Source organism: Phytobacter sp. RSE-02 (assembly GCF_040578655.1).
GTDB classification, from domain to species: Bacteria; Pseudomonadota; Gammaproteobacteria; order Enterobacterales; family Enterobacteriaceae; genus Phytobacter; species Phytobacter diazotrophicus.
In genome coordinates, this window is record NZ_JBEULY010000002.1 from 548,394 (window position 1) to 560,728 (window position 12,335).

11 protein-coding genes are annotated in these 12,335 nt (G+C 55.4%); 9 read left to right on the forward strand and 2 right to left on the reverse strand.

Translation table 11 applies throughout. From position 1 onward, the window contains the following. Positions 1-14: 14 nt before the first annotated feature. The 5 genes from ABU190_RS06200 to ABU190_RS06220 are packed head-to-tail and all read left to right on the forward strand — an operon-like array spanning position 15 to position 4,163. Positions 15-1,172 carry an ABC transporter ATP-binding protein gene (locus ABU190_RS06200; protein WP_354690725.1) on the forward strand — a complete coding sequence of 386 codons (1,158 nt, stop codon included), beginning with the start codon at positions 15-17 and terminating at the stop codon, positions 1,170-1,172. Between the two features lie 8 nt (positions 1,173-1,180). After that, the gene (locus ABU190_RS06205) at positions 1,181-2,164 is read left to right on the forward strand and encodes an NAD(P)H-quinone oxidoreductase (RefSeq protein WP_354690726.1); all 984 of its coding nucleotides are present in this window, start codon (positions 1,181-1,183) and stop codon (positions 2,162-2,164) included. Then, on the forward strand, positions 2,161-2,775 hold the full coding sequence (locus ABU190_RS06210; RefSeq protein WP_354690727.1) for a glutathione S-transferase N-terminal domain-containing protein: 615 nt from the start codon (positions 2,161-2,163) through the stop codon (positions 2,773-2,775). Before ABU190_RS06205 ends, ABU190_RS06210 begins: the two co-directional genes overlap by 4 nt. 12 nt (positions 2,776-2,787) lie before the next feature. Continuing rightward, the gene (locus ABU190_RS06215; RefSeq protein WP_039079261.1) at positions 2,788-3,237 is read left to right on the forward strand and encodes a type II 3-dehydroquinate dehydratase; all 450 of its coding nucleotides are present in this window, start codon (positions 2,788-2,790) and stop codon (positions 3,235-3,237) included. After that, on the forward strand, positions 3,234-4,163 hold the full coding sequence (locus tag ABU190_RS06220) for a glyoxylate/hydroxypyruvate reductase A (RefSeq protein WP_071194907.1): 930 nt from the start codon (positions 3,234-3,236) through the stop codon (positions 4,161-4,163). The genes ABU190_RS06215 and ABU190_RS06220 overlap by 4 nt, the downstream gene beginning before the upstream one ends. Positions 4,164-4,182: 19 nt before the next feature. On the opposite strand, the gene ABU190_RS06225 is transcribed toward ABU190_RS06220, so the two are convergent. Next, positions 4,183-5,145, reverse strand: a complete 963-nt coding sequence (locus ABU190_RS06225) for a LysR family transcriptional regulator (RefSeq protein WP_039079263.1) — start codon at positions 5,143-5,145, stop codon at positions 4,183-4,185. Between the two features lie 342 nt (positions 5,146-5,487). Between ABU190_RS06225 and ABU190_RS06230 the strand changes: the two genes are divergently transcribed. The 4 genes from ABU190_RS06230 (at position 5,488) to ABU190_RS06245 (ending at position 9,638) form a co-directional block, all read left to right on the forward strand. After that, on the forward strand, positions 5,488-6,519 hold the full coding sequence (locus tag ABU190_RS06230; protein ID WP_354690728.1) for an ABC transporter substrate-binding protein: 1,032 nt from the start codon (positions 5,488-5,490) through the stop codon (positions 6,517-6,519). 63 nt (positions 6,520-6,582) lie between these two features. Beyond that, complete coding sequence (locus tag ABU190_RS06235; protein ID WP_354690729.1) at positions 6,583-7,437, forward strand: ABC transporter permease; 855 nt, start codon at positions 6,583-6,585, stop codon at positions 7,435-7,437. Position 7,438: 1 nt separating this feature from the next. Further along, complete coding sequence (locus ABU190_RS06240) at positions 7,439-8,257, forward strand: ABC transporter permease (protein WP_354690730.1); 819 nt, start codon at positions 7,439-7,441, stop codon at positions 8,255-8,257. 130 nt (positions 8,258-8,387) lie between these two features. Continuing rightward, complete coding sequence (locus tag ABU190_RS06245) at positions 8,388-9,638, forward strand: NAD(P)/FAD-dependent oxidoreductase (RefSeq protein WP_354690731.1); 1,251 nt, start codon at positions 8,388-8,390, stop codon at positions 9,636-9,638. Positions 9,639-9,858: 220 nt separating this feature from the next. Here the strand turns inward: ABU190_RS06245 and ABU190_RS06250 are convergent, their stop codons facing one another. Continuing rightward, the gene (locus ABU190_RS06250; protein ID WP_354690732.1) at positions 9,859-11,910 is read right to left on the reverse strand and encodes an EAL domain-containing protein; all 2,052 of its coding nucleotides are present in this window, start codon (positions 11,908-11,910) and stop codon (positions 9,859-9,861) included. Positions 11,911-12,335: the final 425 nt, after the last annotated feature.

The window sequence follows — 12,335 nt, forward strand, 5'->3', positions numbered from 1 at the left end:
TTTCTGGAGATTACATGGTCAGTGCAGAAGTCACCCCGTTCCCGCAGCCCGCAACGCTGCAACCCGACATGAGCAACAGGCACGTTGCCGTACGGCTCGATGGCGTACTCAAACGCTTTGGCGACGCCATCGCCTTACACAAAATTTCCCTGATGATTGAAGAAGGGGAATTTATCACGCTGCTCGGCCCGTCCGGCTGCGGCAAAACCACGCTGCTGAATCTGATGGCGGGTTTCGCCGGCGCGGATGGCGGCGAAATTTTCATTGATGGTGATCTGGTTACAGATACCCCGCCCTGGCAGCGTGAAATCGGCATTGTGTTTCAGAACTACGCCCTGTTCCCGCATATGACGGTCGAAAAGAACGTGGGTTATGGTCTGCGCATGCGCGGCGTACCCAAAGCCGAAATCGCTGAACGTGTTGAACAGGCACTGGCGCTGGTAAAACTTGCCGGTTACGGCCATCGCAAACCACGGGAACTTTCGGGTGGACAGCAGCAGCGTGTGGCGCTGGCGCGTGCGCTGGTGATCCGCCCCAAAGTCCTGTTGCTTGATGAACCTTTCTCCGCGCTGGATAAAAACCTGCGCCTGTCGATGCAGGTTGAGTTGAAAGCCATTCAGCGCAAGCTTGGCGTCACCACTGTCTTCGTGACGCACGATCAGGGCGAAGCGCTGAGCATGAGCGATCGCGTGGTGGTGATGTCGGCGGGGCATGTTCGCCAGATAGGCACGCCGGATGAGATTTATCGTCGTCCGCAGGATCCCTTTGTTGCAGGGTTTGTGGGTGATGTGAACATTCTGCCGGGTCGTTACTCCGGTCGCGATGGCGTGGCGATGCTGGAACTGGGCGGCAGTGTGCTTCGCCTGCCAGCGGAGCGCGTACATGCCACGATTGGCGAACGCCTGGATGTCTTTGTTCGCCCGGAAAATATTCAACTGGCCGCCCTGGGTCCGCAGTCACTGCTCAGCGCCACGGTGATTGCCCATGTCTTTCAGGGCGATCATGTCGATGTTCATCTCGATGTGCCTGCGCTGGGTAGCGCCACGCTCTTTGCACGCCAGTCCGGTCTTCATGCGCTGACACGCTGGCCCGTCGGTAGCCTGGTGGGTATTAACGTTGATGATGAAGGTGTCTGCGCATTTAGCGCGGCAGACCGGGATAAACGCGCATGATACCTGAAATGATGAATGCCATAATTGCGGGCCGACCAGGTGGCCCGGAGGTCTTAGAACAGGTGCAGCGCCCGGTGCCGCAACCGGGCGCAGGTGAAGTGTTGATTCGCGTTGCCAGTGCCGGGGTCAATCGCCCCGATATTCTGCAACGCAACGGCATGCCGCTGCCGCCGGGTGTCACCGATGTGCTGGGGCTGGAGGTCTCAGGCACCGTCATCGCGCTGGGTGCGGGCGTTGACGCCCCCGCGCCAGGTAGCCCGGTCATGGCCTTGCTCAACGGCGGTGGGTATGCAGAGTATTGTGTAGCGCGTGCCGAACTCTGTTTATCCATTCCCGAAAATCTGCCTCTCCCGCAGGCGGCAGGGGTGCCGGAAGCAGCCTTTACCGTGTGGCACAACCTGTTTGAACTGGGTCGCCTGCAGCCGGGCGAAACCGTGCTGATTCACGGGGCAGCCAGCGGCGTAGGAACATTTGCCATTCAGTGCGCACAGGCGTGCGGCGCGCGCGTGGTAGCAACCGCAGGCGGCGCGGAAAAAATTGCCGCGCTGCAACAGCTCGGAGTATGGCGCGCCATCGACCGCCACGGCGAGGATTTCGTCGACGTCATTCTGGCGGCAACCGGGGAGCGTGGTGTGGATGTGGTGCTGGATAACGTGGGGGGCGAGTACGTGGCACGCAATCTCAGCGTGCTGGCGACGGGCGGGCGCCACGTCAGTCTCTCATTTATGCAGGGGGCAAAGATTGAACTGGACCTGCAACAGGTGATGCGCAAAGGGCTGAGTCTGACCTCTTCCACCCTGCGCCCCAAAAGCCTGGCCGAGAAAACACGCCTGGCGCAGGGCATCAGTAAACATCTGCTGCCACTGATCGCCGCCGGGAAAATCGCGCCGCGCATTTATCAAACCCTGCCTTTAGCCCAGGCCGCAGAGGCCCATCGCATTCTGGAAGCCAACGCCAACATTGGCAAAGTGCTGCTGCGGGTGGCGTCATGATGCAACTCTTTTTTGCCACCACCTCCGCCTATGTTCGCAAAGTGATGGTGTGCGCAACCGTACTGGGGCTTGCTGAGGAGATAGAACGGCTGGATTCCGCCGCACACCCGGTGATGCGTGACGAACGTATCGCCCTCTTTAACCCCCTGGCAAAAGTCCCGGCGCTGCGTACCGAAGACGGGCTCTGTCTTTATGACAGCCGGGTCATTTGTGAATACCTCAATACGCGTGCGCAGGGCCATTTATACCCGGAAAACGCCGAGGCACGCTGGAAAAGTCTGGCACGCCAGGCGCTGGGCGACGGCATTATCGATGCCGCATTACTGGCGCGCTACGAGTTCACCGCGCGCCCGCCTGAAAAGCAGTGGCAGGGCTGGGCCGACGCCCAATTGAAAAAAGTCACCGCCGCACTGGCAGAGATTGAACACCAGGTCAGCAGTTTTCGCGCTCAACCCGACGATATCGGGCTTATTGCCATCGGCTGTGCGCTCGGTTATCTCGACTTTCGCTTTGCCGAGCTCAACTGGCGTGCCAGCCACCCGCTTACCGCCGCCTGGTTTGCCCTCTTCGATACGCATCCGGCGATGACCGCTACCCATCCGCACGTTTAATCAGGAGTGTGCATGTCACAGCAGATCTACTTTCTTAATGGGCCGAACGCCAACTTATATGGTCTGGATAAAAACGGCACGTATGGCAGCGAAAGCTTTGCCAGTCTTGGCGAACGCTGCCAGCGCCGCGCCGGGACACACGGTGTGGTTTTGCATTTTCGCCAGAGCAACCACGAAGGCGTGCTGGTTGACTGGATCCAGGAGGCGCGTCAGCACGCCGCAGGGTTAATTATCAACGCCGCGGGGTTGACCTACAGTTCTGTCCCCATTCTGGATGCGTTACTGATGTTTGATGGCCCGATCATTGAAACGCACATGAGCAACATCTGGAAGCGTGAGCCATTTCGCCATCACTCGCTGGTCTCCAAAGCGGCAACCGGTGTGATTGCCGGACTGGGCGCGGTGGGCTACGAGCTGGCCATTGACGCGGTGGTCAATCTGATGGGGACACACAGCGCATGAGCACCTTAGTGTTTTACAGCGAATTCGATAGTTTCGAAGAATGGTCGGCCCTTCTTGCGCCACGTTTGCCCGGCGTGACGATTTGCCGCGCCGAAACAGTGCAAAACCCCGATGAGGTGCACTATGCGCTGGCATGGAAGCCGCCACACGGGTTCTTTGCGCCCTACCGCCATCTTAAGTTACTGGTCAATCTCGGCGCGGGGGTCGATTCACTGGTGGGGCGCGACGATCTGCCGCCGGTTCCGATTGTTCGTCTCTCCGATCCTGATATGGCACGCATGATGGCAGGCTACGTGCTTTTTGCGGTATTGCGTTACGCGCGTGATATCCCGGCATTCGAGCGCGCGCAGCGTGAACAGCGCTGGCATTACCTCCACCCGCGCAGCCCTTCTGGTATTCGCGTCGGGGTGTTGGGATTGGGGGAACTGGGCGCGTATACGGCACGGGAACTGGCACGCCAGGGGTTCGACGTGCGCGGCTGGTCGCGGACACCTAAAGCCATCGACGGTATTCACTGTCGCAGCGGACTGGCCTCGCTGAATGATTTTCTCAGCCAGAGCGACATTCTGGTGGTGATGCTGCCTCTCACGCCACAGACGGCGGGCCTGCTCAGCGCAGACCGACTCTCTCGCCTCCCCTGTGGCGCCGCGTTTATCAATGTGTCACGCGGTGCGATTGTCGATCAGGCGGCACTGACAGCGGCGTTGCGCTCAGGACAGATCGCGCAGGCCACGCTGGATGTGTTTGAGCGTGAGCCGCTGCCGCCGGGCGATCCGTTATGGCGCATGGACAACGTGCTCATCACGCCGCATCTGGCCTCCGTTGCCATTCCGGCCAGCGCCGCACAACAGGTGGCGGACAACATCCAGCGCGCCGCACGCGGCGAGCCGGTGACCGGCCAGGTTTTCCCGGCGCGTGGCTACTAAGTTGTCGCCACGCCCTGTATCACGCCACGCGTACCACCTGCGGATCGAAATAGCTCGGCGCCGCCATGCCGGGAATATACTGATCGGAGATAAAAATGCGGCAGCGCTCAGCAAAAGCGTTAACCACCATTGAATGCTGGGTGTGGGCTGCGGTCGCGTAACCCAGTTGCATCGGCCTGTTCGCTCCTGCCAGCCGCACGCGAATCAGACGTTTGCCATCCTGGGATAAATGCGCTTTTGGCCGCACGTTGGCGATACCAAATCCCACGCCATTTGCCACCATCGAGCGCACCACCTCCATATTACTGGAGCGCATCACCACATTGGGCGTAACGCCCGCCTCGCTGAACAGCCCCAGGAAATATTCGCGGCTCCACGGCATATCCAGCAAGACCATCGGCATGGTCGCCAGATCCTCAATGGTCACCGCTGAGTGCGTCGCGAACGGATGATGTTCCCCCACCATCACATAGGGCGGCAATTGGGCCAGTGCGGTGAAGTCGATATCACTGGCGGGGACTAAATCGTAAGTCAGCGCGATGTCGATATCGGCGGTGCGCAACTGTTTGAGCAACTGTTCATGGTTGCCTTCGACAAGCGTAATGCGCACGCCGGGAAAGGCGCGTCCAAAGCCGAATACCAGTTCAGGCGTCAGCATCGGTGCCAGCGTATCCAGACAGCCTACCCGCAGCGGGCCGCGCACATTGTTCATGGACTCCGAGGCAATAGTATAAAGATTCATCATCTGCTCCAGAATGAGCTTTGCCTCTTTCAGAACCTGATGACCGATGGCAGTCAGCGAAACGCCCTGCGCATGATGGCGCACAAAGAGCTGTACGCCCAGTTCAGATTCGATATGGGTGATGGCAGCAGAGATCGACGGTGATGAAACATGGATACGTTCTGAGGCACCAATGATGCTGCCCGCCTCCCCGGAGGCGACAAAATATTCCAGCTGACGCTGGGTAATGCGACTGAGCATGCAGGTTCTCCTGAGATCGCCGACGCGATCATGTCGCGCCAGTCATTCTAATAGTGCTAATTTTTATGCAGTTATCATGCCAAATGAAAAATAACAGCATAATCCCCTGGTTTTGTTGTGCCCTTCTTCTCTTCATCCTTATTACTGGTTAAGAAAATCCGTTGCAAAGCAGCGCCTTTTTTAGCCTCAGAAATTCCGATGCAACGGCGAGGAAAAGGCTGTTTTACGCCATCCGTTCACCACGTCATTATCGCTTTCACACCAGGGAACACCGCTTGCACCGTTCTGGCGCGCCGGGTTTCAGACTGCCACAACAGCCATTTCATAGATGGGGATAAGAATATGTTGCGTAAGATTCGTGCCTTAACGTTGTTGACCACATGTGTGCTAAGCGCAGGAAATGCGATGGCCGCGGACAAACTGATTGTCAGCACCTGGGGCGGCGGCTTCAAAGATTTGATCGATGAAACCATCGCGAAAGCCTTTACCAAAGAGACCGGCGTGGAAGTGCAGTTTGTTACCGGCGGCACCATCGATCGCCTTAATAAAGCCAAACTGGCCGGCGGGTCACCGGAAACTGACGTGACCTTTACGACTGCGCACGTGGGCTATCTGTATGCTAATTCCGGCCTGTTTGAAAAACTCGATATGAACAAAATCCCCAACGCCGCGAACCTTGTCCAACAGGCCAAAGTCAGCCCCTATCACCTCGGCGTCTGGGGTTACGTTTACACCATCGGCTACCGTCCGGATTTAGTCCCCAAAGGCGAAACCTTCGAGAGCTGGAACGATCTGTGGAAACCTGAGCTCAAGGGCACGCTGGCGCTGCCTGACTGGGATCCGAGCCACATCATTGCAGTGGCCGCCAAACTCTCCGGCAGCGACACAGCGCACTGGGAGCAAGGCCAGGCGAAGCTTAAGGCGCTGATCCCGAATATCAAATCCTTCTATACCGATGATGCCAACAGTCAGCAGTTGATCTCCACTGGCGAAACACCGGTACAGGTGATGCTCTCGATGAACGCCTACAACATGATGGCCGAAGGAGTCGACGTCAAACTGGCGATGCCAAAAGAGGGGGCGATTTTGGGCGTTGATACCATCGGGATCAACAAAGGCAGCCGACACAGCGAACTGGCTTATAAGTTTATCAATATTGCCTTACAGCCCGAAATACAGGAGCAGGTGGCGAAGATTTATCACGGTAGCCCAACGGTAACCAACGCCCATATCGATCCTGAACTGGCAAAGCTGCCGGGCATGCTGACCACACCCGCCCAGTGGAATGCCACCATCAATACCGATCCACAACTGCGTGCGGAGAAAACCGCGCAGTGGCGTCAGTGGTTCTCTGAAAACATCATGTCTCATTGATTTGCCGGGCGACGAGCACGTCGCCCTGGTTCTGGCGGCAGCACATTACTCAGGCAGCACGTTATGACGAGAAAACCGACATTTTTACCCTGGTTCATTATTCCCGCGACGCTAACCGCCATCGGGCTGGTTATCGCGATGTTGGCGGTGATGCAGTTCAGCGTGCGCGCTTATATCCCCGGTTCGCTCGACGTGGGCGGATTTACGCTGGCAAACTTTAGCGGTCTGTTCAAAAGCATCTATGCCGATGCGTTTATCAACACGGTTATGCTGAGCGCCAAAACCGCTTTTTTTGGCCTGCTGATGAGTTATCCGCTGGCGTTTGCCCTGGTGCGCACCCGGACAATCTGGGTCAAATCCACGATTCTGATTATTGCGATCACGCCGTTGTTTCTCGGCGAAGTGGTGCGCACCTACTCATGGATTATCGTCCTGGGTAACAGCGGCTTCCTCAATAGCCTGCTGCTGGCGCTGGGTGTTATCTCCACCCCCATTCAGTTTATGTTTACGCAAACGGGCGTGGTTCTGGCGTTGGTGCATGTCACCATGCCGATCATGGTGCTGATGCTGGCAACCGCGCTATCGCACATCAATCCCGATTATGAGAAAGCCGCTACCAGTCTTGGCGCGGGACCAATCCGCGCCCTGCTGACCGTGACGATCCCCCTGTCCATCCCCGGCATCGTCGCCAGCCTGACTACCGCTTTTGCCTGGACGTTTAGCGCTTTTGCCACACCGCAACTGATTGGCGGGGGACGCGTCAGCACCGTCGCCACAATGGTCTATCAACTGGGGTTCTCCTCGATGAACTTTCCGTTTGCAGCCGCGCTGAGCATCGCCGGTTTAATCCTGACCATTCTGTTGCTGATGGCGCTAAAACGCATGACCCGATTCCTTCACGCGATGGGAGAACACTGATATGACCCGTTCACTTAACGACAAACTGACGATACTGGCAGGCCGCCTGCTGGTCGCCGCTATTCTGGTCTTCGTTATGCTGCCGACCATCGTGGTGTTTATCTCCTCGTTCAGCAGCACCGCCGTGTTGTTTTTCCCGCCAAAAGGCTGGTCGCTACGCTGGTTCGAGCGGGCGGTGAGTTATGACGATTTCCGCCACGGTTTTTACGCCGGGCTGATTGTCACCGCGTGGGCGTCGTCGCTGGCGGTGATCATCGGCGCCACGCTGGCCATTGTCATTGAACGCTATTCTTTTCCGTGCAAGCAGGTGCTGGAAGGCATTTTGCTGTCACCGCTCTTTATTCCCCACTTCACCATTGGCCTGGGGCTGTTGATGCTGGTGTCGCAACTCAACCTCGGGCGCGGTTACCCACTGGTGATTTTCTGCCACATCGTCCTGGTACTGCCGTTTGTGTTGCGCAGTGTTTATGTGTCGTTAAAAAACCTGGAGCAGCGCATTGAACTGGCGGCGGCAAGTTTGGGGGCGTCGCCGCTGCGCGTGGTATGGACCATTACCGTGCCGCTGATTTTACCGGGCCTGTTTGGCGGCTGGCTGTTTGCCGCGATCCTCTCCTTTAACGAATTTACCGCATCGTTGTTTATTACGACCCAGGCAACGCAGACCCTGCCGGTGGCGATGTACAACTATGTGCGTGAATTTGCCGATCCAACACTCGCCGCCCTGTCGGTCATCTATATTGCCGTCACCGCCGCGATGTTAATTATCGCCAATAGGTTTTTAGGTCTGGGGAAAATATTAAATGTTGAAGCCAGACATTAATAAACCGTGAATAAATGTACGCGGGCTATTGCGCCACGCTGCATTTAAAAATGCCTGTTTATCATTCATACCGCCCCGATGCCGCGTAGCGATAAAAATATCGAGGGTCGCTTATATTTAGGGATTCACTATGCCAACAGAAAAAATAAATACTGTGATTGTCGGTGCAGGTCAGGCCGGTATTGCCATGAGCGAGCATCTGACATTAATGGGCGTGCCCCATGTCGTGCTGGAGCGCAGCCGTATTGCTGAGCGCTGGCGCTCTGAACGCTGGGATTCGCTGGTGGCGAACGGGCCTGCGTGGCATGACCGCTTTCCGTCGCTGCAATTCGACAATATCTCCCAGGAAGCTTTCCCACCCAAAGAGCGCATGGCACAGTATTTTGAAGACTATGCGAGGATGATTAATGCCCCGGTGCGCACGGGCGTTGACGTGCATCAGGTTACTCGCCTGGCAGGACGCAGCGGATTCAACGTGGTGACCTCTGGCGGAGAATTTGAAGCCGCCAATGTGGTCGCCGCCACCGGCCCGTTTCAAAAACCGTCGTTTCCGCAGATCGTCCCGGAAAGCGCCGGGCTGCATCAGATCCACTCCTCGGTCTACAAAAATCCGCAGCAACTGCCCGCAGGCGGCGTACTGGTTGTTGGAGCAGGCGCGTCCGGTACGCAAATTGCCGAGGAGCTGCGCCAGTCGGGGCGTGACGTTTATCTGTCAGTCGGTGAACATTATCGTCCACCGCGCACTTACCGCGACCGTGATTACTGCTGGTGGCTGGGCGCGTTGGGCCTGTGGGATGAGGTGAAAATAAAGCCGAAGAAAGAACACGTTGCCTTTGCCGTGAGCGGTTATGAAGGGGGCAAAACCGTCGATTTTCGACGCCTGGCGCATACCGGTATTACGCTGGTGGGCATCACCCAAAGCTGGGATAACGGTGTGCTGCGCTTTGCCGAGGGGCTGGCGGAGAATATCGCTGCGGGCGATAACGCCTATTTTGATGTACTGCGCGATGCGGACGCTTATATCGAACGCAACGGGCTGGACCTGCCACCGGAGCCGCAGGCGTGGGCGTTACTGCCGGACCCGGAATGCCTGCTCAACCCGCTGGCGCAATTAGATATTGCCGCTGCCGGTATTACCACCATTATCTGGGCGACGGGGTTTAAATTTGATTTCGGCTGGCTGCAGGTGGATGCCTTCGACGAAAAAGGTCTGCCGTTCCATAAACGCGGTATTTCAGCAGAGCGTGGCATTTATTTCCTTGGCCTGCCGAATCTGGTCAACCGTGCCTCTTCGTTTATTTACGGCGTATGGCATGACGCGAAATATATTGCCGATCATATTGTTTTGCAAAACGCCTACAGCGACTACGTTAAATCATAATGCTCAGGGTATCGCGGCTGTCCATCAGCCGTGACACATACACTTATGCGACAGAAACGCAAGGAACATAAGGTGAACGGAATGACCATCAGAGCCGCATTTCCCCCCTCACCCTGGCCCTCTCCCTCAGGGAGAGGGGACCATTCGTGCTCGCATTTTTGTGGAGATTCCTCACATTGCGGGGGGTGAGCATAATGCGGCCCCTTTTGAAACAGAAGGCTTATCGGACATAAGGCGGCGCCAGTAGTTTTTCGATCTCATCGGCGGGCAAGGGTTTCGAACACAGATACCCCTGCATAGCGTCGCACCCCAGGTCCATCAGCAATTTTTTCTGCTCCTCTGTTTCAACGCCTTCCGCAATCACGCCGAGTCCCAGACTGTGCGCCATCGCAATAATGGCCGTACAGAGTTCAAAACCAACCCCTTTTAAATCTTCCACGAAGGAGCGGTCAATTTTGAGAAAATCAATATTAAATTTTCTCAGATAGGCCAGCGATGAATAGCCGGTGCCGAAATCATCGATGGCAATCTGAATGCCGATCTGGTGCATCATTTTTAAATTGTAGTTGACGCGTGTTTCCGAATTAAGCAGCAACCCTTCGGTAATTTCTATGGTGATCGCATCACCCGTGAGTTTGTTGGCCTGCAAATCCTGAATCCAGGGAATGTCTTCAAATTCCTGGCTGCGTAACTGTATCGGTGACAGATTAATAGCCATTTTGAGTTGAGGATCATATTTTTGCCGCCAGTAAGCCAGTTGTGTAATAGCCTTTTTTGCGATCCAGTTGCCCAGTGGGACGATAAGACCGGTATCTTCGGCCAGCGGAATGAAGACATCCGGGCTAATAATCCCCTGTACCGGGTGGAGCCAGCGAACCAGTGCTTCCATTCGGGTAATCTGCCCCGTAGCGAGCGAGACAATCGGCTGGTAATAGACCACAAACTGGTTCTCTTCGAGCGCCTTTCTTAAATTTCTCATCATCCGCAGACGCGCATGAATCGCATCATGCAGGGCGCGTGAGTAGTAGCGGAAATTCTTACGCCCCGCGTTTTTAACCGCATACATCGCCTGGTCGGCGTTCTTGAATAAATCTTCGAGGTTTTCTGTATCAGTTGGATAAAGAGAAATGCCAATACTGGCTGAGACAAACATGGTCTCGCCGTTAATTATAAAAGGCGCCTCCAGCTTCCTGAGAATGTTGCGGGCAATACCCGTGCATTCGGACGGGTCGTTAATATCCGAGATAATAATCGCAAACTCATCGCCACCGAGGCGCGCGATACATTCGGCATTACTGGCGCATTCCAGTAAGCGCATAGCCACGCGGCCTAATAATTCATCGCCCGCCCGGTGCCCCATACTGTCATTAACCGATTTAAATTGATCGAGGTCGATGAGCATCAGCGCCATGATACGGTGGGTGCGCGAGGCGTGGCGGGCCGCCTGTTCAAGCTTGCTTTGAAACAAATGACGGTTGGGCAAACCGGTGACCGCATCATAATTTGCTTGTTGCCAGATGAGTTCTTCCTGTTTTTTACGTAGGGTAATGTCGGAAAACATGCCAACGTAATTAATCACATTGCCCGCAGGATCTTTTATCACCGAAATGCTCAGCTCTTTGAGAAATTCAGTGCCGTCTTTATGCCGATCCCATACCTCCCCCATCCACTGCCCGGTGTCGTTTAATGTCTGCCACATCTCGGTATAAAAAGAACGTGGATGGCGGCCCGACTTAAATTCCCGAGGATTGTGCCCCTTCACCTCCTCCAAAGACCATCCCGTCAGGATGGTAAAAGCCGGGTTAATGCTAATAATATTGTTGTCGCAGTCGGTCACGACAATGGCTTCCTGGCTCGCCTCAAACACGGCTGCCGCAATTTTCATTTGCTCCTGCGCCTTTATGCGTTCGGTGATGTTCTGAACATAGACCAGCCTGGCGGGCATTCCCTGGGCCGGATAAAAGGTCACGGACTCCGAAAAGACCGTCATTTGCGAACCATCATGATGCAGAACAGGCCACTCTCCGCCAAGGCGGGTGCCTTCTTTGATAAATTGATAATGACGTTGCAGAACAGCCTGTTTATCTGCGGCAGGAAAAATCATGGTGAAAGAGTGATTCAGCATCTCACTTTGGGTGTAGCCATAGATATCGCAATAAGCGGGATTAACAGTCAGATAATGCCCGTCATAATCAATTACCGCTATTCCGACGGGACATTTGTCGAGGATTGCCTGAAATAAGCCACTTTCATCCCAGTGAGTTTTATTCATATTGCCCCCGCCACGATCAATAAAAACGGTGATATTCCCTCAGCGTATAATCACTGTTTCAACCCCACGCCATAATAAGCAAGCTCAATATGGGCACCGGTAACGAACAGGCTTATAACGCAGAAAAATAACAGGATCGATTTATCTCATTCAATGTATACATCATGTATTCTTTGGCGTTTTTTGGAAATGCATTTCCTTGCGCAGAGCGCCCATTTGTCTCAATTAGCGCCTTTCACTGCTCCGCAATTAAAACAAACGTCTTCACATTGACTTAAACGCGACCAGGCCCTACTTTCTCCACCTCCCGACAGAACCGCTCAGCAGACTAAAGCAGCCAGCGAAGCGCATTATACTAACCCTCGCATCACCACACCGACCGTCTGGTCGCCCCGTTTAACTTTTCTCTGCGATGTTAAACAAAA

What these genes read in the sequence shown, in the direction of transcription:
- ABU190_RS06250 (WP_354690732.1), bottom strand. Translation starts at nt 11,910, where the DNA reads ATGAATAAAACTCACTGGGATGAAAGTGGCTTATTTCAGGCAATCCTC.
- ABU190_RS06240 (WP_354690730.1), top strand. Translation starts at nt 7,439, where the DNA reads ATGACCCGTTCACTTAACGACAAACTGACGATACTGGCAGGCCGCCTG.
- ABU190_RS06200 (WP_354690725.1), top strand. Translation starts at nt 15, where the DNA reads ATGGTCAGTGCAGAAGTCACCCCGTTCCCGCAGCCCGCAACGCTGCAA.
- ABU190_RS06245 (WP_354690731.1), top strand. Translation starts at nt 8,388, where the DNA reads ATGCCAACAGAAAAAATAAATACTGTGATTGTCGGTGCAGGTCAGGCC.
- ABU190_RS06235 (WP_354690729.1), top strand. Translation starts at nt 6,583, where the DNA reads ATGACGAGAAAACCGACATTTTTACCCTGGTTCATTATTCCCGCGACG.
- ABU190_RS06230 (WP_354690728.1), top strand. Translation starts at nt 5,488, where the DNA reads ATGTTGCGTAAGATTCGTGCCTTAACGTTGTTGACCACATGTGTGCTA.
- ABU190_RS06210 (WP_354690727.1), top strand. Translation starts at nt 2,161, where the DNA reads ATGATGCAACTCTTTTTTGCCACCACCTCCGCCTATGTTCGCAAAGTG.
- ABU190_RS06225 (WP_039079263.1), bottom strand. Translation starts at nt 5,145, where the DNA reads ATGCTCAGTCGCATTACCCAGCGTCAGCTGGAATATTTTGTCGCCTCC.
- ABU190_RS06205 (WP_354690726.1), top strand. Translation starts at nt 1,181, where the DNA reads ATGATGAATGCCATAATTGCGGGCCGACCAGGTGGCCCGGAGGTCTTA.
- ABU190_RS06215 (WP_039079261.1), top strand. Translation starts at nt 2,788, where the DNA reads ATGTCACAGCAGATCTACTTTCTTAATGGGCCGAACGCCAACTTATAT.
- ABU190_RS06220 (WP_071194907.1), top strand. Translation starts at nt 3,234, where the DNA reads ATGAGCACCTTAGTGTTTTACAGCGAATTCGATAGTTTCGAAGAATGG.